Annotated in this window: 18 protein-coding genes and 1 tRNA gene; 3 read left to right on the top strand and 16 right to left on the bottom strand. The window is 49.9% G+C overall.

Translation table 11 applies throughout. The features are described 5' to 3' along the window. Positions 1-50 precede the first annotated feature (50 nt). The gene (gene dprA, locus IM638_09195) at positions 51-1,172 is read right to left on the bottom strand and encodes a DNA-protecting protein DprA (GenBank protein ID MCA6363202.1); all 1,122 of its coding nucleotides are present in this window, start codon (positions 1,170-1,172) and stop codon (positions 51-53) included. Between the two features lie 105 nt (positions 1,173-1,277). Between dprA and IM638_09190 the strand changes: the two genes are divergently transcribed. After that, positions 1,278-3,494 carry a TonB-dependent receptor gene (locus IM638_09190; GenBank protein ID MCA6363201.1) on the top strand — a complete coding sequence of 739 codons (2,217 nt, stop codon included), beginning with the start codon at positions 1,278-1,280 and terminating at the stop codon, positions 3,492-3,494. A gap of 117 nt (positions 3,495-3,611) precedes the next feature. On the opposite strand, the gene IM638_09185 is transcribed toward IM638_09190, so the two are convergent. The 11 genes from IM638_09185 to IM638_09135 all read right to left on the bottom strand — a co-directional run bounded on the left by IM638_09185 (position 3,612) and on the right by IM638_09135 (position 14,381). Then, positions 3,612-5,141 (bottom strand): 2,3-bisphosphoglycerate-independent phosphoglycerate mutase, encoded by a 1,530-nt coding sequence (locus tag IM638_09185; GenBank protein MCA6363200.1) that lies wholly within the window; start codon positions 5,139-5,141, stop codon positions 3,612-3,614. Positions 5,142-5,144: 3 nt separating this feature from the next. Then, positions 5,145-6,131, bottom strand: a complete 987-nt coding sequence (locus IM638_09180) for a hypothetical protein (GenBank protein ID MCA6363199.1) — start codon at positions 6,129-6,131, stop codon at positions 5,145-5,147. A 114-nt stretch (positions 6,132-6,245) separates the two neighbouring features. Further along, entirely contained in the window at positions 6,246-6,698 is a 453-nt protein-coding gene (locus IM638_09175; protein ID MCA6363198.1) for a hypothetical protein, read from the bottom strand. A gap of 432 nt (positions 6,699-7,130) precedes the next feature. After that, positions 7,131-7,208: transfer RNA gene (locus IM638_09170), tRNA-Val, on the bottom strand. Positions 7,209-7,315: 107 nt separating this feature from the next. After that, positions 7,316-8,566 carry a bifunctional folylpolyglutamate synthase/dihydrofolate synthase gene (locus IM638_09165; GenBank protein ID MCA6363197.1) on the bottom strand — a complete coding sequence of 417 codons (1,251 nt, stop codon included), beginning with the start codon at positions 8,564-8,566 and terminating at the stop codon, positions 7,316-7,318. A gap of 41 nt (positions 8,567-8,607) precedes the next feature. Next, positions 8,608-9,432: a hypothetical protein gene (locus IM638_09160; protein MCA6363196.1), complete on the bottom strand. Its 825-nt coding sequence runs from the start codon at positions 9,430-9,432 to the stop codon at positions 8,608-8,610. Next, positions 9,429-9,827 carry a biopolymer transporter ExbD gene (locus IM638_09155; GenBank protein MCA6363195.1) on the bottom strand — a complete coding sequence of 133 codons (399 nt, stop codon included), beginning with the start codon at positions 9,825-9,827 and terminating at the stop codon, positions 9,429-9,431. Before IM638_09155 ends, IM638_09160 begins: the two co-directional genes overlap by 4 nt. A gap of 53 nt (positions 9,828-9,880) precedes the next feature. Beyond that, positions 9,881-10,594 (bottom strand): MotA/TolQ/ExbB proton channel family protein, encoded by a 714-nt coding sequence (locus tag IM638_09150; GenBank protein MCA6363194.1) that lies wholly within the window; start codon positions 10,592-10,594, stop codon positions 9,881-9,883. 314 nt (positions 10,595-10,908) lie between these two features. Continuing rightward, positions 10,909-11,724: a TonB family protein gene (locus IM638_09145; protein ID MCA6363193.1), complete on the bottom strand. Its 816-nt coding sequence runs from the start codon at positions 11,722-11,724 to the stop codon at positions 10,909-10,911. A 293-nt stretch (positions 11,725-12,017) separates the two neighbouring features. After that, positions 12,018-13,136, bottom strand: coding sequence for a mechanosensitive ion channel family protein (locus IM638_09140; GenBank protein ID MCA6363192.1), 1,119 nt, complete (start codon positions 13,134-13,136; stop codon positions 12,018-12,020). Positions 13,137-13,160: 24 nt separating this feature from the next. After that, on the bottom strand, positions 13,161-14,381 hold the full coding sequence (locus IM638_09135; GenBank protein ID MCA6363191.1) for an amino acid dehydrogenase: 1,221 nt from the start codon (positions 14,379-14,381) through the stop codon (positions 13,161-13,163). Between the two features lie 266 nt (positions 14,382-14,647). Here IM638_09135 and IM638_09130 point away from each other — a divergent pair, with 266 nt between their 5' ends. Continuing rightward, positions 14,648-14,953: a hypothetical protein gene (locus IM638_09130; GenBank protein MCA6363190.1), complete on the top strand. Its 306-nt coding sequence runs from the start codon at positions 14,648-14,650 to the stop codon at positions 14,951-14,953. 53 nt (positions 14,954-15,006) lie between these two features. Here IM638_09130 and IM638_09125 read toward each other — a convergent pair whose 3' ends face one another. Continuing rightward, complete coding sequence (locus IM638_09125; GenBank protein ID MCA6363189.1) at positions 15,007-16,077, bottom strand: anhydro-N-acetylmuramic acid kinase; 1,071 nt, start codon at positions 16,075-16,077, stop codon at positions 15,007-15,009. A gap of 133 nt (positions 16,078-16,210) precedes the next feature. On the opposite strand from IM638_09125, the gene IM638_09120 reads away from it, so the two are divergent. Beyond that, complete coding sequence (locus IM638_09120; protein MCA6363188.1) at positions 16,211-17,350, top strand: acyl-CoA dehydrogenase; 1,140 nt, start codon at positions 16,211-16,213, stop codon at positions 17,348-17,350. A gap of 106 nt (positions 17,351-17,456) precedes the next feature. Here IM638_09120 and IM638_09115 read toward each other — a convergent pair whose 3' ends face one another. From IM638_09115 to IM638_09105, 3 genes are all read right to left on the bottom strand, one after another. Next, complete coding sequence (locus IM638_09115) at positions 17,457-18,779, bottom strand: UDP-N-acetylmuramoyl-tripeptide--D-alanyl-D-alanine ligase (GenBank protein MCA6363187.1); 1,323 nt, start codon at positions 18,777-18,779, stop codon at positions 17,457-17,459. Between the two features lie 65 nt (positions 18,780-18,844). Beyond that, positions 18,845-20,383: an SUMF1/EgtB/PvdO family nonheme iron enzyme gene (locus IM638_09110; GenBank protein MCA6363186.1), complete on the bottom strand. Its 1,539-nt coding sequence runs from the start codon at positions 20,381-20,383 to the stop codon at positions 18,845-18,847. 78 nt (positions 20,384-20,461) lie between these two features. After that, positions 20,462-21,418, bottom strand: a complete 957-nt coding sequence (locus IM638_09105; protein ID MCA6363185.1) for a type IX secretion system membrane protein PorP/SprF — start codon at positions 21,416-21,418, stop codon at positions 20,462-20,464. Position 21,419: the final 1 nt, after the last annotated feature.

Here is a 21,419-nt window from a genome sequence, read left to right as displayed (position 1 = left end):
TACTTTGACACTAAATTAGATCTAATGGTGTGTGTCGTTACTTTGTTGCACTACGTGTATTGTTTGAGATACTGCAATTTGTAATAATTCCCGGGAACCGATTTTACCCAACCATTTAATTCTAAAGAAGCCATCACGTCAAGAAGACCGTCGTAACAAAGATTTACGTTAGCTGTAAGCGTTGAAATATGTACCTCGCCTTGTCCGTGAAGCAAATCAACAATGGCCGCTTCGGTAGTTTCAAGATTGTCTTTTTCCGGTTTGAGCAGTGCACTGAGCTGGGTTTGAGCCCCTGCTTCCCAATTCATGGATGTAATTAGATCAGCAGCTGATGAAATTAAGGCCGCTTTGTGGGTTTTGATCAACTTCAAACATCCAGCAGACTTCTCATCGTGTACTCTGCCGGGAAATGCAAATACGTCACGGTTGTAATTATTGGCAAATTCCGCAGTAATCATTGAGCCGCCGGTTAATCCGGATTCGATTACAATTACTGCATCTGAAAGCCCGGCCACGATACGGTTACGCATCGGGAAATTTTCTCTGTCCGGCTTCGTTCGGCTTGGAAAATCAGTGAGCAACCCGCCGTGGTCAGTCATCTCCCTGGCAAGGCCACGATGTGCGTAGGGGTAAATCTGATCCAAACCATGAGCAAGTACGCCCAGCGTTGGGATACCGGACGCTAATGCCGTTTTATGTGCAATAGCATCAATACCATATGCAAGCCCGCTTACAATTAATACATTGTAAGCCGCCAGATCTTTTACGGTCTGCGCACAAAGCTCCTTCCCGTATTCACTCGGCGTGCGTGTGCCTACAATACTCACAATGCGCGGAGCATTCAGGTTTGTGTTTCCGCAATGATAGAGCATCACCGGAGCGTCATGGCAATGCCGCATCCGCTCAGGATAAGCAGGATCATCAATAAATAATACCTGCAACTTGTGCCGCTCCGTAAAAAGCAACTCCTCTTCCGCACGTGCAAGAATGGATTTGTCGCTTAATTGCAAAATTTTGCTCGCCCCGAGCCTCGAAATCTTACGAAGTAAAACTGGTTTTTCCAGAAAAACCGCCGAGGCTGAGCCGCAATGAGTTAGCAGCTTTCTTGCCATTACCGGGCCAATACCCGATAATTGTGTAAGTGCGATCTGATAAATTCGTTCGTCCATAATTCCTATCTTCCCTCCTAAACACCTCAAATGTACGGCCGCTTTTCCCCTTTTCTCCACCTGTTCATATCTTTCCTCTCCACTACCGTGTTTGCGCAAACAGCAACAGTGAAAGGAATTGTGAGCGACAGCGCCAATGGTGAGGCGCTTATTGGTGTAATTGTCAGTGCCAGCCAATCACAAGGCGCAGTTACCGATGTGTCAGGTAATTACATGCTTCGTTTGTCGCCGGGTACATATACACTCAACTTTCGCTATACGGGTTATACCACGCAAACCGCTGAAGTTACATTAGCAGCTAACGAAACAAAACAACTTGATATGAAAATGGTAAACACTACCCAGCAACTTAATCTGGTTGTGGTGTCTGCCGGCCGGTATGAACAAAAAATCACGGATGTGACTGTTTCGATGGAGGTCATTAAACCTGCACTTATCGAAAACAAAAACACCACAAACATGGAAACCATCATCGACCAGACGCCGGGGGTGAATGTAACCGACGGGCAGGCCAATATTCGGGGCGGAAGCGGATTTAGCTATGGAGCCGGAAGCCGCGTACTGATGGTGGTTGATGATATGCCAATGCTCTCTGGTGATGCAGGCGATGTGAAATGGAATTTCCTGCCCGTCGAAAATGTATCGCAGGTGGAAGTGCTTAAAGGGGCTTCTTCTGCATTGTTTGGCTCATCGGCCCTTAACGGAGTGATTCATTTCCGCACGGCATACCCGGGGCTCAAGCCGCAATCAACAGTTACCCTTTTCTCTGGATTCTATGATACACCACAACGCCGTGAACTCAAATGGTGGAACAATGTGGCCCCGGCTACTTCTGGCTTTTCTTTCAACCACGCGCGGCAAATCGGTAATCTTGACCTTGTGGTGGGTGGCAATTTTCTTGATGACGACGGCTATCGCTACCTCGAAACCGAACAACGCGCCCGGCTAAATGTCAACACCCGATACCGATTCAAAAAACTGCCCGGTTTAAGCGCAGGCATCAATACAAACATGATGCAAACTACCGGCGGCCTGTTTATACTTTGGTACAACGATACGCTGGGCTACATTCCGGCCGACAGCAGCGTACAGAACTACACCAACAAACGCTTTTCAATCGACCCCTTCATTACTTACTACGGCCCCAAAGGCCACCGGCATGCCCTGCGCACACGCTTCTATCGTACAAACAACGCAAACGACCTGAGCCAAAGCTCGCTGGCCGATTTGTGGTACGGCGAATACCAATATCAGTACCGATTCAAAAACGACCTTGCCTTCACCGCCGGACTGGTTGGTATGTACAGTGCTGTAAAGTCGCAACTTTACAATGATCACAGCTCCACAAACATTTCGGGCTATGTGCAAACCGACAGGCGTTTTTGGGACAAGCTCACACTCTCGGCAGGCATCAGAGCCGAATACTTCCGGGTCGATACGGCCTCCACGGAATACATCCTCAGCCGCTCCGGTAACGATTCCATTACACTCCCTTTCAGACCGGTTTTTCGTTTCGGGGTAAACTACCAGTTGCTTAAAGCTACTTTCATCCGTGCTTCCTACGGACAGGGCTATCGTTTCCCCTCCATTGCCGAGAAGTTTGTGCGCACCAGTGCCAGCAGCCTCGAAATTTATCCCAATGCCGCGCTGCAACCCGAAACCGGACAGTCGGCCGAAATTGGCGTGAAACAGGGCGTGGTATTCGGAAACTGGAAAGGGTTTGCTGATCTCTCCGTGTTCTGGATGGAATACCGGAACATGATGGAATTTACCTTTGGCCAATGGGGAAATCCCATTACCGATCCGCTCTTCGGCCTCGGGTTCAAATCAGTTAATATCGGGAGTACACGCACTACCGGAGTCGATTTTTCGGTAATGGGGCAGGGGCAAATCAATAAATCATCGCTTACACTGCTGGCGGGCTACACGTTCATGAATCCCGTATCGCTGCGCTTCAACCCGGCTCAAGATACGCTGGTCAATACATCTACCGAAAATATTCTCAAATACCGCTATCGTCACATCGCTAAATTTGATGCCGAGTGGCAATACAAGCAGGTAGCTTTTGGCGTAAGCATGCGCTACAACAGCTTTATGGAAAACATCGACCAGGTTTTTGAAACGCTGCTCCCCGGTGTAAAAAACTACCGCGACCAAAACAATCACGGCGACGTTGTTTTCGATACCCGTTTGCTCTGGCAGCTCAACAGCGTGGCCCGCATCTCGCTTATCGGAAACAATATTTTAAACCGCGAGTACAGCTCACGCCCGGCCGATATTCAGCCCCCGCGAAACTTTGCACTTCAGGTGCAGCTTAAGTTTTAGGCACTGTATCTTTCTCTGAAACAAGCGTTATATATCCGGCAGCATTCATATAAATGCCGGATACGTTTACCGCTTCCGTACCCGGTTCGGCCCGTAACTTTTCCTCAGGTTGCGGGCTTATTTTTTTGCGAGAATGCGCCCCGTCATTTCGGGCGGAACGGGCAGCTCCATCATTGTGAGCAATGTAGGGGCGATATCCGCAAGGCGTCCGTTTTCAATCTGGCTGTAATGCGGGTCTATGAGGATGCAGGGAACCGGGTTGGTAGTGTGTGCCGTGTTGGGTGTGCCATCGGCATTGATTATATAATCGGCGTTGCCATGGTCGGCAATAATTACAAAGGAATAGTTTGAGGAAAGTCCGGCTTCCACTACCTGCCGCAAACAATCGTCCACCGTTTCCACCGCTTTTACCACTGCTTCATATACGCCTGTATGGCCAACCATATCGGGGTTTGCAAAATTTAGGCACACAAAATCAGCCGTACTGTTTTTTAGTTCGGGTACAATGGCCTGCGTAAGTTCGCGGGCGCTCATTTCGGGCTGCAAATCATAGGTGGCTACTTTGGGCGAAGGAATAAGTATGCGTTTCTCGCCCGCAAATTCAGCTTCTCGTCCGCCTGAAAAGAAAAATGTCACATGCGGATATTTTTCGGTTTCAGCAATGCGTATTTGTGTGGCTCCTGCTTTTTCAATCGCTTCGCCAAGTGTCATGCGCAAATCATCCTTCTCAAAAATTACATGTACATTTTTGAAGGTATGGTCATAGCGAGCCATTGTTACGTAATGCAGCGGAATTGTGTGCATGCCGTGCTCGGGCATATCCTGCTGTGTAAGCACTTGTGTAATTTCGCGGCAGCGGTCGGTTCGGAAATTAAAGCAAATCACTGCATCGCCGGGCTTTATGGTAGCCATCGGTGTGCCGTTATCCTGCGTGGCAATAAGTGGGGTAAGAAATTCATCGGTAATGCCTTCCTCATAACAGGCTTCCACTTCAGCCACTAAATCCGTGCATTGCTCTCCCTTGCCGTTTACCAGCGCATCCCAGGCCAGTTTTACACGTTCCCAACGTTTGTCGCGGTCCATGGCGTAATAACGGCCGGTAACTGTTGCCAGTTTCGCGCCGGTTTCGGTAAGCACCGGCTGCAACAGTTTCAGAAAGCCTAAGCCACTTTTCGGATCCGTATCCCTACCGTCGGTGAACGCATGTACATATACATTTGAAATTCCGTTGGCCGCAGCCACCCGCAGCAAATGGTGCAAATGTTCCTGCGACGAATGCACGCCGCCGTCAGAAACCAGTCCCATCAGATGCAGCGCCTTATGGTTTGCTTTTACATAATTGAATGTATCGGTAAGCACCGGATGTGTATCAATAGAACCATCGCGGCAGGCAAGGTTAATTTTCACAAGATCCTGATACACCACACGTCCGGCGCCAATATTCAAATGTCCTACTTCTGAATTGCCCATTTGCCCTTCAGGCAGCCCCACATCTTCGCCCGACGTTTTAAGGGTGCTGTGCGGATAAGTCTGCATCAGCTTACGGAAAAAAGGTACCTGCGCATGGGCAATGGCATCGGATGCCGTGCCATTGCCAATGCCCCAGCCGTCGAGGATAATCAGTACTGCCTTTTGTGATGTAGTCATAAATCAGTGGGTGAGTGGAAATGTTAGTTCAAAGATACTGCCGCCGCCGTGGTGGTCAATTACACTGATCTGCCAGTGATGCGCCAGCACTAAATTATGCACAATGTAAAGCCCAAGTCCGGTGCCTTTTGTACTGCGAGTTTCTTCGTTTCCTAAACGATAAAAACGCTTAAAAATTTGTGCTTTGTCCGGCTCGGGTATTCCCGGTCCGCGATCGGCTATGGTGAGACAGCCCCGGTTGTTTTCTCTAATCAGGTGTACAACGATTTCACTGCCTTTGGGCGAATAATTTGCCGCATTTTCAAGCAAATTCATCAGTACCGAATGCATAGCAAGCCTGTCGAATGAGGCAATCACATCAGGCGAAACAGAATGGCGCAGTGTGTGGTGACGCAAAGCGCCGCTTTTTGCTTTTTCACACAGTTCAGTCACAAAGTTGCTCAGGTTGTCTTTCTCGGGATGAATGGAGAACGAACTGTGATCAATACGCGCAGCTACAAGGATATTATCTACAAGCGCGTGAAGCCTTTCTGTGTCTTCTATTGCGTAAGAAAGCATTTCGTCCTGCTTTTCGGCTGGCAGTTTGCGCCGGCGAAGTGTTTCGAGCTGAAGTTTTACAGAAGCCAGCGGCGACTTAAGTTCGTGTGTAACGGAAAGTAAAAAGTTTTTCTGCTGCTGGGCCAGTGCCGCCTCCTGCTTAAAACTTTTCCGGGTGCGGAGAATACCCAGCCCAAGCAGTGTAAGAAATACAAGCCCTTCACCCAGAATCATCAGCCTTTTCATGGTGAGTTGATGTTCGAGCTGACGGGTGATTTCATCCATCGCAGCAGTATTGTGTGTGCCATACAGCTGTTGCTTTTCCAGTAATAAGTCGGTAATCTGCCCGTTCAGATGTGTGAGCAGAAATGCCCACCAGCCAAACTGGACAAACACATAACACACTAAAATGTAAAACAGCAGCAACGGCCGCGATCGTTTGCGCTTTGGCATGATACAAAAGTACCCAAAAACAAAACAGCCCCCATAACGGAGGCTGTTTGCCAGGAGAACAGCATAAACCCATGAAAACTACACTTGTTCCCCCTTGCCCGGATATATCAGTATCTATTGTCTGATATTCAAACTTGCTTCTCCCTCTGCGTCTGCCCGCACGGCATCCATATCTTTGGCAATAAGTTCCAGATCGGTTTTCAGCTCGTTAAGGATGATATTGGCTTTGGCCGTATCGGCCGTATCCCCGTGTAAAAGCTGTAAACGATGATAATCAAGACGATTCTGGTGTTTTTCTATGAGCGATTTATGTTTTTGAATCAAATCGAGCGCCTCACTGTTGCTGGTCATCCCCACGTCGTTGGTAAACAGTTTCACCTGCTCTTCATGAATTTTCACCAGCTCATCAATCTTTATCTCGTATTTCTGAAAATCACCCCTTACCTGCGCTGATACGGTCTCATTTGCACCATCTGCCTTGCTTTCATGGCAGGCCGAGTAGCTGATCGAAAATACAGTAATAACCGTGGCGGCAAAAGGCAGTAAAAACTTTCCGGCGAAACTCATTTGGTGTGATTTGCAGAAACAAAAATACAGTGCTATTCGCGTCCTTACCAAAGAATTAGACAATGGGAAATCTGAACCGGATGGAGTTTATAAAATCTCCGATGAGTGAAAATCGCAGCTAAAATATTGTTGTATAATTTGTATTCAATAAATATGTGCTTTTGACACCTGCGAGCTGTTTTGATTACGGCTTACTACGAAAGCAAACGATCCGTAATCATTCATAAAAATAAACCTGCTCCGTCGTTCTTACAGTCCGAAAATCAACCAGCAGATTGTGAATCCCACGATAATGATGAGATATTGCCAGATGTCCGGAAAGTAGTAGAGGTATTTATCGTAAAATGCTTTTAAACGACGTTTCATTTTGTGCACATTTTGTGTACAAAGCAAAACGACTTACAAAGTTTCCTTTGTAAGTCGTTGGTTTTGTGGTGGGAGCAACAGGATTCGAACCTGTGACCCTCTGCTTGTAAGGCAGATGCTCTGAACCAGCTGAGCTATGCTCCCGTGTTATTGGGCTGCAAATATACTGCTGATGTTTTAATCTCCAAAAAATCAGCAAAATTTTTTTTCGATTTATGGCTAAGTGATTGTAATTGTGTAGGATATCGTTTTTAAATAGCTTCGGCAACTACAAACGTACTGCCGCCCACATACACCAAATCGTTTGCAGCAGCTGCTTTGCGGGCGGCAGAAACGGCTTGTTTTACACTTTTATAGATGCGGCCCTCCAGTGCAAATGGTTTTGCTGCAACCTGCAACTCAGCCGCCGGAAGTGCCCGTGGCAGCTTGGCGGCACAGAAGTAATACTTCGCCTTTATGGGCAGCAGCTTCAGTACTTTGCTCACATCTTTGTCGTTTACCATGCCAAATACAATGTGCAGCTGCCTGTGAGGCATAGCTTTGATCTGGCGCAGCACTTCATTTATGCCCGCTTCGTTGTGGCCGGTGTCGGCTATGGTTAATGGCTTTGTGCCAATTACCTGCCAGCGGCCCTGCAGGCCGGTAAGTTCCGTTACTTTAGCAAAGCCCTTGCGCACGGCTGCATCTGTTATGCGAAAGCCTTGTGCACGCAAACTGTCGAGCGCGGCCAGCACCGTAGCCATGTTTTTTTGCTGATAAAGCCCTGGCAGCCCGCAGCGCAATTCTTTCCATACAGTTTTGCGCGCACGCACCACATCACACACAAGCTGAACAGGCCTGCGGCGCGTCTGCTTTACATTGCGCAGCTTGTAAACCGCATCGGCAAACAACACCGGCGATTGTTCAAGGCGGGCTTTCTGCTCAAATACGGCTTTCACTTCGGGCTGCGTTTCGCCGATAATTACCGGTATGCCCGGCTTGATAATGCCAGCCTTTTCTCCCGCAATTTTCTGAAGCGTATCGCCCAGCAAATTGGCGTGGTCCCAGCTTATGTTGGTTATTACAGAGGCCAGCGGCGTAATTACATTGGTCGAATCAAGCCGTCCGCCAAGGCCGGTTTCAATCACGGCAATGTCCACCTTCTCGCGCGCAAAATAATCGAACGCAAGGCCCACCGTCCATTCAAAAAACGAAGGCTCAATCTGCTCAAAAACAGCTTTCGATTCCTGCACAAACGCCACCACCCGTGTGCGCGGAATCATACGCCCGTTTATGCGGATGCGCTCGCGGAAATCTTTCAGATGCGGCGAGGTATAAAGCCCTGTTTTGTAGCCGGCCGCCTGCAGCACAGCCGCAAGCAGATGCGAAGTGGAGCCTTTGCCGTTGGTGCCGGCAATGTGTATGCTTTTAAACTTTTGCTCAGGATGATGCAGCGCCTTACAAATAGCCAGCGTATTGCTCAAATCGGCTTTGTAGGCGGCAGCACCCACCCGCTGAAACATGGGCAGGCGGCTGTACAGGTAATCCAGCGTTTGCCGGTAGGTCACTTCAGTGTGAAGTTAAATTCAATAGTTAAAAGCAGCTGGTTGGGGCCGCTGGCATCGGCACTGAACACCAGCTTGGTGGCTTCCTGTCTGGCAGTGGCGCGGAGAATGGTGTTAATCGTGGTGCTTCGGGCTGAGTTCACTTCGGCACGCACTACACGGCCGCTTTTGTCCACATACACATCCACAGCCACCACGCCTTCTTCAAGCGTCGGATTTTTTACATCGGGCTTTGAAAGCAGTTTGCGCACGCCTTTGCCGGTGCCGCCGCTTCCGCCTGGTCCGGGACCGCCCTCGCCGGGCGAATTTTCGCCATCCCCTTCGCCGTTTCCTTTGCCGCCGCCAATGCCGCCGCCGTAAGGATCATTACCCTGCCCGCCACCGGTTACATTAATAGAGGCTTTGCCTTTGTTTTTGTTAAACGCGGCCAGCGCATTTTGCAGCGCGGCACTGGCCTGAGGGGCATTGTTGGCCTGCGGATTATCAGCTTCGTTGCCGGTAATTGAACCGTTTGAGGCGGGTGTGGGGTTCGGATTGGGAACAGGCTGTTCTGCAGCTTCCGAACCCGCTTCACCCGAATTGCCCATCGACTGACCTCCCGGATTGCTTGAGTTTTCGCCAGCCCCGGCTCCGATATTCAGGTCGATGAATTCAATCTCCATCGGTTCGGGTTCAGGCGGCAGTGGCGGATTGGGTACCTGTATGCTCCACCAGATAAAGAAAAGCAGTAAAGCGAAAAATATAGCCAACGTAACACCTGCCGAAATCAGATGTGGTTCTTTTTTCTCGGTTGGAATCAGCAGGTCGGGAGAAATGGTTTTCATTTTACGGCTTTTGTGGAAAGAACCATTTTAAGCTGGAGTTTTGAGCCTACCTGCATCACATCGGCCAGATCCTGCACGGTGAGTGATTTATCCATAAACAAAATCACATTGGTGGTGTTTTTGGCTTTCGTTTCGGCAGCAAGTGCGGTTTCCATTTCCGCAAAGGAGATCTGTACGTTGTTGATGTAATAATTGTGGCTGGCATCCACCTGTAAGTTCACCGCATCGGTATTTACCACAGGCGGATTCTTTGAACTTGGCAAACTCAGCTTAATTACGTTCGGGTTAACCAGCGTGGAGAGGATGATGAAAAACAACAACAGAAAAAACATGATATCACTGAGCGAGTCAGTAAATACCTCGGCTGATTCTTTATGGCGGCGACTGAGATTCATGTGCTGGTTAATTTTGTAATCAGAAATTCAACAAAGCAGAAAATAACCTCGGGTTATTTTGCCGGTTCATGCATCAGATCAAGAAACGCAAGGCTCGAACGTTCAAGATTGCGGCCAATTTTATCCACCATGCTGTTGAGCAGGTGGTAGAAAATAAAGGCGATAATACCTACAAAAAGTCCTGCGCCGGAGGCCACCATCTTGGTGTAAAGACCACCCGAAATGGTTTCAATCGAAATATCACCTGAGTTTGAAATATCGAAGAAGATTTTCACCACACCGATAATCGTACCGATAAATCCAAGCATGGGCGCCACACGTGCAATGAGGCTGAGATAGTGCAATCGTTTTTCGGCAAACGCAATTTCCTGACGGCCTGTTGCTTCCATGGCCACTTCAATCTCGCGCGAGGGCTTGCCGAGGCGGCTGAGTCCGCGGGCAATTACACGGGCTTCGGGTGTGTTCTTTACTTTGCAAAGCTCATTGGCCGATTCAATGCGGCCCGAAAGCAGCATGTCGCGGATGTTGGGCATAAACGTGCGGTCAACCCGCGCGGCTTTGCTGATTACAATTAACCGCTCAATGGAAAAATAAATGGTGAGCAGCAGCAGCAAACCCAGCGGCAACATGATAATACCACCTTTCACGATAAACTCCCAGATGGTTAAATCAATGGTGGCCGTTGGCGCCGGAGTTGTGGTTGTGGTGGCTGTTGCAGCCGCATTTCCGGCAGAAGGTGTAATCTGAAGAAGAAAACTGAGCAGCATAGTTGGTTCGTTTCTTTTAGCATAAACTGCACAAACAGCGTGTTTCGTATGTAGCACGCTATTTTGCAAACATTGTGAGCGAATTATAAACGGCTGTACAATAGTTTACTGCACACACCGTTTCATTCATCCCCCGAAATTATCGCACCTGCAACTGCTCCTGCCCGCACACCTTCCCCGATTTTCAACACCGCAGTGTTTACATCCGCCCCCAAATGCAAAAACCTTCAGGGCTGGAACCACCCTGAAGGTTTTGCAAAAGTCTGCGGCGGAAGGAAACTACTTTAAGGGAATATTCCGCAGACAGGAAGCATTTATTTAGCTAACCGGAAGGCAATGGGCTGCCGGCAAATCACATCTACAGTCATGCCGTTTTGTTTGCCCGGTTTCCAGCGTGGCATATTTTGCGCCACCCGAATGGCCTCGCGGTCGATAGACGGACACACACCGCGAATTACTTTAATATCGCGGAACGAACCGTCTTTGTTTACAATGAACTCCAGAATTACCGTGCCTTCCACACCGCGCTCACGGGCATCTGCCGGATAGCGTAAGTTGTTCATCAGGTATCCGAATAGTCCGGCGTTTTCGGGCATTTCTTCCACCCAGTCAGGAATCGGGGCCGGGCCGGCAGGCTCGGGCTCGGGAAGCAGGGCAGGAGGGCAGTCGTCGCAACCGGGTTCGGGTGTGCCGCCGCCAAGGCCGCCAGTTGTTCCGCCCGGATTGCCGCCGGCAGTGTTGTCGGGAATTGAAGCCACCGGCTTGGAGGTTACATCAATCGTAGAGGTAAGCTGCGCCGAGGCTTTCGGTGCATAACGCACGTCGGGCTTGGGCTGTTCAGGCTTGGGCTGTTCGCGCGGCTTGAACGGCTCAGTGGGCGGCACATCCTTAATTACAGTTACCTGAATGATGCGGGTTGGAATTTTTGGTTTGGGTAGTTGCGGTGTTTCATAGGCCATAGCCGTATGCGCATACACAAACAAACCAATAAAAAGCCCGCTGGCAATGAGCGCAGCACTTATCATTTGCCGGCCATAACGGCGGCGCATCTGATAGGCACCATACGCTTTGTTGCGGTGCTCGAAGATTACTTCGTTGAAACTGTCGGAGAGGACGAATTTGTTGTCCATGTCGATCCTTTTTAGCGTTAATTTTTGAATGAACGTCGTGGCTGCACCGGCCGGTGAGCGTCTGTGGTACTTATGGCTGCTGCTGTGTATGGGGAATGTGCGGTCAGGGGATGCGTTGACGTTCATTGCACAACAGAAGCAGTAATCACAGTGTAAAGGTTCAGTTCATTCAGGATCGTACGGGTTGATGAAGAATGTGTTTCTGCTTGTGTAACGCAGCCCGTCTGCGCAATGTTATAGGCAGGAGCCTGCCCGTTTGTAAACGGCAGGAGCGGCATAATAAGTGGTAAAAATCAGCTGGCCGGACTGGGGTTCGTCCAGGAATAATTCAGTTTTTCTTTCTGCAGCAAATCGTAAATGGCAAAGTTTATTTCTTCGCGCACATTCAGGTAAAGATCCGGATCAAGCACCTTAATGAAATAGGTGATCTGTATTTCGTAGCCAGTGGCAGTTACTGCAAAAAAGTGTACGCGACTGTCTTCGCTAACCAGTTCTTTATGGGTTTGCAAAAGGGAGAGAATAGCATTGCGTATTTGTTTTATCTGCTCAGGACGCGCCTTGTGCTCAAGTGTAATGTTGAGCCGCACACGCCTTACCGGGCGCTGCGAGAGGTTAAACACTTGGTTATCCACCATGCGCTTGTTGGGCACGGTTACGTACTCCTGATCGTCGGTGCGCATGCGTGTGCTTCTGAAACCGATGCGCTCCACACTGCCGGTAATGTTGTCAACCATTACACGGTCGCCAATTACAAAAGGCTTGTCGAGGAAAATAGTCACCGAAGCCAGCAGGTTTTCCAGACTTTCCTTTGCCGCCAGCGCCACCGCCAGACCACCGATGCCAAGACCGGCCACCAGCGAGGCTACATTTACATGAAAAACGGCGCCGAGAATAAAAAAGAAACTCATGATGCAAATGAGCACTTTTATCGACTCGCGCAAAAACGGAATCAGCTGGTTGTCGGTTACATCGTGTGTGCCGGATGCGCGGTGGAGTAGCAGCAGTCCGAAAAAATCAGTAAGCCGCAGGAGCGCCCACGTAAATGCAACCATCAGCGCCACCAGCATCAGTTTGTCGAGCACCATTTTCACACCCACCTGTGAAACCGGTTTCATGTGCCAGCTTTGCGGGAAGTCGATAAACTGAAAAGCGCCGTAAACAGTAAGCAAAATGAGCAGCACATTCAGCGGCTTGCGCAGCAGTTCGAAAAGCTCGTCAAATCCGGCTCGTTCTGATTCACGTTTTTTGAACAGCCGGAAGAGCAGCCGCGTGAGCAGTTTGGCCAGAAATTTCTTCAGCAAAAATCCAAGCAGCAATACCCCGGCAAACCCGATAAGATCGCCCATTACATATTCGCCCGCAATTTTCTGCGCGGAGAATTCCTGAAAGTTATGGGCGATATACTCAAACATCGGTTACAGATTGCTTGCGGTAAGTTACATCAATTGCTTGAGCGCAATACCAAAAGCCGCTTTTGCAATGCCGGTTTTTTGCGAATGTACTGCATGCGTATTGGCAAGTGCTCTACCAATTGTGGCCGAAACATCGTTGAAAATAGCTTCGTCGGTGAGTGCCACGTTTTCCTGCATGAGATAAGCAAATACGCGCGCCATGCCACAGTTGGCAATAAAGTCGGGCAATACACTCACGCGCTCATCAGCATACTCGCCGGTGGGACCGAAGAAAATTTGCGGATCGGCAAAAGGCACATTAGCGCCGCACGAAATTACTTCGAGGCCGTTTGCAATCATGGCATCAAGCTGTTCGCGCGTTACTAAACGTGAGGCTGCGGCAGGAATAAATATTTCGGCTCCGCAGTTCCAGATTTCCTGCTGCACCTGCTCAGGCGAAAGCATGTTGTCTGCGCGGAGTTTATTGCCTTCTTTCTGCATAAACAGTTTGGTCACGGCTTCGGCATCAAACCCCTCGCGGTTAATCAGGCCGCCGTCGCGGTCGGCAATGCCGGTAATGCGTGCACCCATTTGCGCCAGGTAGTAGCCTGCTGCCGAAGCCACATTGCCCCAGCCCTGCACCAGCACACGTTTGCCGCTTACACTGCCGCCCCATTGAGCATAGTAGTGGCGCACTGCTTCGGCCACACCGTAACCGGTAATCATGTCGGCTACCGTAAAACCGGCAGCAGGTACGAAACGCAGATCATCTACTTTTTTCGACACGCCTGTGCGCAGGTTGCTGATGCGGTGCTGTAAACCGGCCGAATCGGCGCCGAAATGGCCGCGCGCCACACCTTCCTGCGGATGCAGCAGGCCGAGGTTTTCGGTGACCGGAATTACATCGTGAATTTCGTCCACATTCAAATCGCCGCCGGTGCCATAGTATGTTTTCAGCAAAGGCATTACCGCTTTGAACCAACGCTCCAGCACACCTTTCTTGCGCGGATCGGCCGGATCGAAATTGATGCCCGACTTTGCGCCGCCAATGGCAGGGCCGGCTACCGTGAATTTCACTTCCATGGTTTTTGCCAGCGATTCCACCTCACGGCGGTCGAGACCTTTGCGCATGCGCGTGCCGCCACCGGCCGCCCCGCCCCGCAGTGAGTTAATTACCACCCAGCCCTGAGCTTCGGTTTCGGCATCTTTCCATTCAAAAACAATTTCGGGTTGCTTGTTTTCGTAGGCGCTAAGAAGATCGTTCATTGCGTTGATTAAAATGTGAAGCCGCAAAAGTACAAAACTCATCCGCTCCGCTTTCCTTTCTCCCGTCAAAACCAACCCATTAACAAAACATTCCGGTTTGTCAAAAAAAATATCGCCTTTTGCCCTTTTTTTCACCAGAATAATTTTTCTGTTTAACTTCATTTATTGAATCGCATTCGCGGCAAAAAAAAATGCTAAACTTGCGGCATCAAATTTTTTTGGCAACCAAAAAACCTTACTACCTTTAAAGCATAGTTATACCGGTGATGAAAAAAGCAAGCAAAACCAACAGCACAGGTAACGGGCACAGTGATGCCGATGAAGGCAAAGTGTCGAAAAAGAAAGCATCATCACAAAGTGATGACGAAGAAGACGACATGGCCGATCTTCCGGAAGACGACGAAAGCGACGACGACCTTCCAGAAGAGGATGATGATTATGAAAAACCCGAAGAGGACGATTCTGTGGATGATGTGGAAGATGATCGTAAGGTGAAAATCGAAAATGATCTTCGCTTCGATGATCTTGATCTCGATGATGATGACGACGGTTTCTACGACGACGATTTCTAATCGTAGTTTATTTTTATAAACAAACGCCCTCCGAAAAGAAGGGCGTTTGTTGTTTACGGCAGGTAAACTGCGCCGCTGCAGCTGTTTTTGCGGGCGCCGGTTACACTGCCCAGCGCGTTGGGTAAATGCTGCAGGCGAAGCCAGCCCAGCAAGGCAAACACCACCGCTTCCTTAAAGTCGATGGTTTGTTTTTGCGGAATGAGCTGATTGCTGAACCCGAAATGCCGGCAACGTTCAAGCAGGTAAGTGTTGTGTGTGCCGCCGCCCGTGATGAGTACGTTGCCTTTGTTTTTGCACACCGCACTGATTTGGCTGGCCGTATGCTCGGTAAAGGTGTGCAGCAAATCTTCGGGTGCGAATTTTTCGGTAAGCAGCGGGAAAATTTCAGCTTCCACCCATTCGCGGCCAAGCGATTTGGGTGGTGGCAGTGTGTACCACGGCAAACACTCAAGCTGTTCAAACAACGGCGCAATGAGTTTGCCGCTTTGTGCCAGCCTGCCGCTTTCGTCGTAGGCTTTGCCCGAACGTTGCGCAAGCCTGTTCAGTACATAATTCACGGCACAAATATCAAATGCAATGCGGCCGGTTTCGGTTTCGAAAGATACGTTGGCAAACCCGCCGAGATTTAAACAGGCATCAGCCTCTGAAAACAGAAGCCTGTCGCCAACCGGCACCAGCGGCGCACCTTGTCCGCCCAGCGCCACATCCGTACTTCTGAAATCGCATATCGTTACAAGCCCCGCTGCTGCGGCTGCTGCTGCCCCGCTGCCAAGCTGAAACGTAAAACCTCGTCCGGGCTGATGAAACAAGGTGTGCCCATGCATAGACAGCGCATCAGCCTGCAGGCTGTGGCGTTGCAAAAAACGGAGCGCCTGCTCGCCGGTATGTTTGCCATAAAGTGCATGCAATTCGGCCAGCCGAACCGCACTGCATTGCTCGGCTTCGCGCAGTTGTGCGAGCCACTCCTTACTGTAGCCAACGGTTTCGGCGGCCAGCACACGGTGCGTTATTTTGTCGCCTTCGCCACTCAGCTCGGTTAACGCAAAATCAATCCCGTCGGCCGAGGTGCCCGACATGGCGCCAAGCACCAGAAGCGAATTTCTGTTTAGCTTTTTTTCGTGCATTTTGTCAAAAGATCACGCAAAATAAGTCAACCTCCAGAATTCCCCGTCTTTTTTCGGCGCAAACTGGTGCAACTCGAACTGATACGGTATATTTGCCCACCAATTTTAACACACCTAAAACTATCTTTCAGCCATGAATTTCGAACTCACCGAAGAACACCTCATGATTCAGCAAGCCGCACGCGATTTTGCGCAGAATGAACTGAAGCCGGGTGTAATTGAGCGCGACGAAAATCAATCCTTTCCTGCAGAACAGGTAAAGAAAATGGCCGAACTCGGTTTCCTCGGTATGATGGTTGATCCCAAATACGGCGGCGGCGGAATGGACACCATTTCCTACGTACTGGCAATGGAAGAAATTTCGAAAGTAGATGCTTCCTGTTCAGTAATCATGTCGGTGAACAACTCATTGGTATGCTGGGGTCTCGAAAATTTTGGCACCGAAGAACAGAAACAGAAATATCTTGTGCCGCTGGCTAAAGGCGAAATCATCGGCGCATTCTGCCTCTCCGAGCCCGAAGCCGGTTCTGATGCTACCTCACAGCGAACCACTGCCATTGAAAAAGACGATCACTACCTGCTCAACGGCACCAAAAACTGGATTACCAACGGCAGCAGTGCTTCGGTTTATCTTGTAATTGCACAAACCTATCCCGAAAAAGGTCATAAAGGCATCAACGCATTCATCGTTGAAAAAGGCATGCCCGGTTTTGTGGTAGGACCCAAAGAAAACAAACTCGGTATCCGCGGTTCTGATACACATTCACTCATGTTTACTGATGTGAAAGTGCCCAAAGAAAACCGCATCGGCGAAGATGGCTTTGGTTTCAAATTTGCCATGAAAACACTCACCGGCGGCCGTATTGGTATTGCTGCTCAGGCGTTGGGCATTGCTTCTGGCGCTTACGAACTTGCGCTGGCTTATTCTAAAGAGCGCAAAGCATTCGGCAAGCCCATTTCACAGCATCAGGCTATTCAGTTTAAACTGGCTGACATGGCTACACAAATTGAAGCCGCACGTTTGCTCTGCCTCAAATCAGCCTGGCACAAAGACAACGATATGGATTATGGCCTGAGCAGTTCAATGGCCAAACTTTATTCTTCGAAAGTGGCTATGGATACAACCGTTGAAGCCGTTCAGATTCACGGTGGTTACGGTTTTGTGAAAGAGTATCATGTAGAGCGTCTCATGCGCGATGCAAAAATTACACAGATTTACGAAGGCACCAGCGAAGTGCAGAAAATTGTAATCTCCCGCGCCATTCTCGATTAATCTGATACAGCTCACCAACAACGCAAAAGCTCAACCGGTTCCGGTTGAGCTTTTGTATTTGAGTAGGTTGTGTAAAGGTGGATTGTTTTAGGGCGGGCAGACGGGGCTAATTGCCTGCAAATATTTCCGACACCCGTTCCATTTTCATCCCGCGCGAACCTTTAATCAGTACCATGCCCTGTTGTGGCATGTGCGCGCGTATCCATGTGGCAGCATCCGCACTTTGAGGCATGCGATGAAATCCGCAACGATCGGTTGTGTGCGAAAAATGTTCGCCCACAAGAAGTACAGTGGCATCAGGCAAAAGCCTGACAAGTATATTTACGATACGCTGATGCTCCTCCGCCGAAGATTCGCCCAGCTCAAACATGTCGCCAATTACAATTGTTTTTGCCGGAGCCTGAAGCGTCGCAAAGTTTTCGATAGCTGCTTTCATGCTCGACGGATTTGCATTGTAGGCATCCAGCAGCAATTGCACATTACCTCGCTTTACCCATTGCGAGCGGTTGTTGTCGGGCTGATAGTCTGCCAGCGCGTTGTTTATTTCCGTTTCACTGATGCCGAAATTCAGGCCCACGGCTACGGCAGCCAGCAGGTTGGGTAAGTTGTAGCCACCGGCAAGCCGCGTATATACTTCGTGCGGCTTTTTGTGCGGCTTGGCTTTCCAGACAAATGCAAGTGTCGGATCGGCGGCTATGAGTGTGCCCGAAACATCTGCATTTTCTGCCGTGCCATAGGTTACAGTCTGCAGGCGTTGTGCGTAATCGCTGAGGCGTGGCTCGTCGGCCAGAAGAAAAATTTTACCCTGCCGGCTTTCAATAAACCGGAACATTTCGGTTTTGCCTTTGAGTACACCTTCCGGTCCGCCAAAACCTTCGAGGTGCGCCAGCCCGATGTTGGTGATGAGCCCGAAGTCGGGTTCGGCAATTTCGCAAAGCTGTTTTATTTCTCCCTGATGGTTAGCGCCCATTTCAATTACGGCAAACTCATGTGCATCGGTTAGCTGGAGCAGCGTAAGCGGCACACCAATATGGTTGTTGAGGTTGCCATGCGTGTAATGGGTGCGGAATTTTTGAGCCAGCACGCGTGCCATTAATTCTTTGGTGGTGGTTTTGCCGTTGCTGCCAGTGAGAGCCAGCACACGCAGGCCTTTATTCCCAAGCTGCTGCCGGTGGTGGCGGGCCAATGCCTGCAAGGAGGCAAGTACATCGGCCACACGGAGCACACGCCCATCAGCACCGGTAATTTCTTCATCCACTACAGCAAATGCAGCACCCTGCTGTAATGCCTGAAGCGCAAAGCTGTTGCCGTTGAAGTTGGCCCCTTTAAGCGCAAAGAAAATACTGCCCGGAACAATGGTGCGTGTATCGGTACTGATGTGAGGAGCACTGAGAAAGTGCCGGTAAAGTGTGTGAATGTCAGTGTACATAAACAAAAAACGATCGCCCCAAGTTACTATGAACCTGGGGCGATGCGCCTGAATTTTTCGGAAAGTTATCGACCACCCAGGCCGCGCGGGCTGCCTACACGATCCATTGCACAGCGGAAACCAATAAAGGCTGTTGACTGTGTCTGATCGAGGAAGCGGCGGGTGCCGGGCACCATCCAGTATGCTCTGTCTCGCCACGAACCACCCTTATATACGCGGGCTTTATCGTTGATGAGTGAGAACTGGCCGTACTCGTACATGAGTTTGTTTGCGGGTACTGCGGTAGGATCGGTGAAGTAAAGAGAAGATGTTCCGTCACCATCGCCGTAGTTGATATAATCGCTGTATTTGTAGTTGCGACGGCGATCGAGTTTGTCTTCCTTGTAGGTAAGACTAACCTGACGGCTGCGCATCATACCGGGCATGCTCACCACGTTTCCGTCAGAATCAAAACGTACTGAATCTTCTACCAGCAAAGGCTGGTCAATCGGGTCGGTGGTGTCTTTGAGCTGAGTTTCAAATACGTTACCACGGAACGGGCGGAAGTCGTCGTTGTCGGTGAGTGAAAGCGGACGATACACGTCCATTACCCATTCTGACACGTTGCCGGCCATGTTGTACAGGCCATAGTCGTTGGGCCAGTAAGAGTAAACCGGAGCGGTAATGTCGGCAGCGTCGTTAAGAGCGCCTGCAGCACCCATCTGGTCACCGTTGCTGCGCTTGTAGTTAGCAAGCATCTGACCAATGTATTCTTCATCCGGGTTACGCACAGCGTGGCCGTTCCAGGGATAGAGGCGACGGTCGGTGATACGTTCCACGATGGTATTGCCAATAAGGCCGTAGGCTGCAAATTCCCATTCGGCTTCGGTGGGCAGGCGGTACTTCGGCAGAAGGATACCGTCTTCCATACGCACACGGCGGAACTCCGGTCCGGTGGGGTTGAGTGAAATAGGCTCATCAAGCACGTTGCCTACATAAGGTGTGCTGGCTTTGTCGCCGGCCAGGTAGTGGTCGGTATTGAAAGCCTGATCACCAAACTGATCGGGTGCCCAGTCGAGAATACCTTCACGAATAAGAATGTATTCGTTTACACGGTCTGAGCGCCAGCTGGCAAAGTTGGTGGCCTGCTGCCAGTTTACACCTACTACCGGATAATCACGGTAAGAAGGATGGCGCAGGTAATAGTTTACATAAGGCTCATTGTAAGCCAGTTTCTCGCGCCATACGAGGGTGTCGGGAAGCGCCAGTTTGTAAACTTCCGGGTAATCCGGACCATAAATACGTGCAGTCCAGTAAAGATATTCAAGGTAGTCGAGGTTACGAACCTCGGTTTCATCCATATAAAATGATGAAACGGTTACGCGGCGCGGTACGTTGTTCCAGTCGTAGGTAACGTCCTGTTCGGCGCGTCCCATAGTGAATGTACCACCTTCGATGAACACCAGACCGGGGCCTGTTTCCTGCTCTTCGTAAGGCACGACTTCAAAGCCGCCGTTATCGGGATTGTTGTATTCCCATCCGGTTACGTTGGATCGCTCTTTCTCACAAGAGGCAAGCATTCCAACTCCTGCGAGGAGAATGAACGGCATCGCTGCTTTTTTCATTTTCAACGGTTTGTTAGTAGTTTCCGATTATATAACGTTGTTTCCCTTATTAATAGTATAGCCCCTTATTCTTTTCCATCAGAATGAGGGACAGCTTACTGTTCTGAACTTCTTCTTCTTGGGTTTGCATTCGAACTGCATCTGGAAAGAGAGCTCATGCGAACCGGCGGTTGCGTTAGTCAGACGTGACACAGTTACGTCGTAACTGTAGCCAAATTTAAACAGATCTTGTTGAAAACCGAGCAGAATAATAAAAGAATCTTGATTTCGGTACCAGAGACCACCCACCAGCGCACCTTTTGTGAAATAAACACCGAGGTTAAGCTGCTGGAAATCCTGCTGTTTCTGGTAAAGGATATTGGGCGAAATGCTGGTTTCGCTGTAACGGCCCCCGATGGGAATAACAGCACCGGCATGTCCGGTATATTTCATAGGTAACTTACTGGTTCCCAGAAATCCTTCGTCGGGCTCGGTAACGTGGTGTACGGCAAAGCCAAAGAAATACCGGCGGCTGAAGCCCAATAAACCAGCCGAAATATCCACATTGGAACGGCTGGTTACGTTGGGAACCTCGTTTGTGTTGTACACAAAGCCAGTTCGCGGATCAATCATGTCGCCAAAGGTGAGTTTGCTCCAGTCAACTGATTTCTGGGCGTAGGTGGCCTGAATGCCCAGTTTCATGGAGAACTCACGGGTAACGTTGAGCTGGTATGAATAGATACCGCTCACGTTGGTGGTGTTGAGCGTGCCCTGACCGGCGCGGTCGTTGGTAACGAGCAGGCCCAAACCGCCTGCAATACCATCGATGTGCTGATCGTAGGAGGCGCTGTAGGTAACAAATGTGCCTGAAATAGCAGGCCACTGGTTACGGTAGTTGATACAGATACGGGGGCAGCGGGCAGTTCCCGCAAAGGCCGGGTTAAGATAGAGCGGATTGGCGTAGAACTGCGTAAACTGCGGATCCTGCGCACGAACTTCATTCAGCAGTCCGGCCGAAAGAAGCATTCCCGATGCAATAACCAGTCGCTTCAGCATA

It is taken from the genome of Bacteroidota bacterium (assembly GCA_020402865.1).
Classification (GTDB): domain Bacteria; phylum Bacteroidota; class Bacteroidia; order Palsa-965; family Palsa-965.
Note: the sequence above shows the minus strand (reverse complement) of the source record. Positions and strands in the feature narration are given on the sequence as shown.

Coding starts and splice junctions, on each gene's coding strand:
- IM638_09155 (MCA6363195.1), bottom strand. CDS start 9,827: ATGAATCTCAGTCGCCGCCATAAAGAATCAGCCGAGGTATTTACTGAC.
- IM638_09160 (MCA6363196.1), bottom strand. CDS start 9,432: ATGAAAACCATTTCTCCCGACCTGCTGATTCCAACCGAGAAAAAAGAA.
- IM638_09105 (MCA6363185.1), bottom strand. CDS start 21,418: ATGCTGAAGCGACTGGTTATTGCATCGGGAATGCTTCTTTCGGCCGGA.
- IM638_09180 (MCA6363199.1), bottom strand. CDS start 6,131: ATGCCAAAGCGCAAACGATCGCGGCCGTTGCTGCTGTTTTACATTTTA.
- IM638_09110 (MCA6363186.1), bottom strand. CDS start 20,383: ATGAAAAAAGCAGCGATGCCGTTCATTCTCCTCGCAGGAGTTGGAATG.
- IM638_09125 (MCA6363189.1), bottom strand. CDS start 16,077: ATGCACGAAAAAAAGCTAAACAGAAATTCGCTTCTGGTGCTTGGCGCC.
- IM638_09145 (MCA6363193.1), bottom strand. CDS start 11,724: ATGGACAACAAATTCGTCCTCTCCGACAGTTTCAACGAAGTAATCTTC.
- IM638_09150 (MCA6363194.1), bottom strand. CDS start 10,594: ATGCTGCTCAGTTTTCTTCTTCAGATTACACCTTCTGCCGGAAATGCG.
- IM638_09135 (MCA6363191.1), bottom strand. CDS start 14,381: ATGAACGATCTTCTTAGCGCCTACGAAAACAAGCAACCCGAAATTGTT.
- IM638_09185 (MCA6363200.1), bottom strand. CDS start 5,141: ATGACTACATCACAAAAGGCAGTACTGATTATCCTCGACGGCTGGGGC.
- IM638_09165 (MCA6363197.1), bottom strand. CDS start 8,566: ATGTTTCAGCGGGTGGGTGCTGCCGCCTACAAAGCCGATTTGAGCAAT.
- IM638_09140 (MCA6363192.1), bottom strand. CDS start 13,136: ATGTTTGAGTATATCGCCCATAACTTTCAGGAATTCTCCGCGCAGAAA.
- IM638_09130 (MCA6363190.1), top strand. CDS start 14,648: ATGAAAAAAGCAAGCAAAACCAACAGCACAGGTAACGGGCACAGTGAT.
- IM638_09120 (MCA6363188.1), top strand. CDS start 16,211: ATGAATTTCGAACTCACCGAAGAACACCTCATGATTCAGCAAGCCGCA.
- IM638_09115 (MCA6363187.1), bottom strand. CDS start 18,779: ATGTACACTGACATTCACACACTTTACCGGCACTTTCTCAGTGCTCCT.
- IM638_09175 (MCA6363198.1), bottom strand. CDS start 6,698: ATGAGTTTCGCCGGAAAGTTTTTACTGCCTTTTGCCGCCACGGTTATT.